The following is a 544-nucleotide window of genomic DNA, read 5'->3' as shown; positions in this document are numbered from 1 at the left end:
GGGGGGGCATGTGCGCGTATACAGAGGGGGGTCTATCTCTATAGCCATTTTGTCTGTTTGTTTGTCTGTCTGTCTGTTTGTCTGTCTGTTTGTGGACTGGACTGGACTACTTGAGCAGTAGCAGAGCACTCACCCGGGCATTCAAATTTGTCTGTTCCGTCACATTCTCAACGGTTTTTTATACATAGAAGGTATTTGTTTTCTGTTCTTTAGTTCTTTTGAAAGCTTATCCAAACTTCAGTTCTTTTGAAAGGTATCCAAATTGTTGCTCTGGGGTAAACGCGCGTTCACTTTTGTGGTCTTCCATCGTGGGCCGCAGATGAGCCGCGCATGGGGAGCACCAGCCCGCCTGTGGTTTGTGGTGGCGACAATCATGTTGTGTGCAGCTCGCATCGCGATCGTTTCTGCGGTCAAGAAGTACACCATGACCTTTGATTCCTCTGAAAATAACAAGGATGGGACCACAACGTGGACTGTTAGTACAGCTACTGGGCCATCGCGCGAAGAACCGCGGGAACTATCATTCACGTTTTCGACTGATGAG

The 544-nt window shown here is 48.3% G+C and carries 1 protein-coding gene; it reads left to right on the top strand.

Annotated features, from left to right (window positions below; genetic code table 11):
- Positions 1 to 319: 319 nt before the first annotated feature.
- Positions 320 to 544, top strand: a 225-nt coding sequence (locus AC1QQ2_RS15040; protein ID WP_479713755.1) for a hypothetical protein, incomplete at its 3' end; no start/stop codon positions are given.

The sequence above is a fragment of the Aestuarium sp. genome, assembly GCF_023253315.1.
In the GTDB taxonomy this organism is placed as follows: domain Bacteria; phylum Pseudomonadota; class Alphaproteobacteria; order Rhodobacterales; family Rhodobacteraceae; genus Marivivens; species Marivivens donghaensis.
Note: the sequence above shows the minus strand (reverse complement) of the source record. Positions and strands in the feature narration are given on the sequence as shown.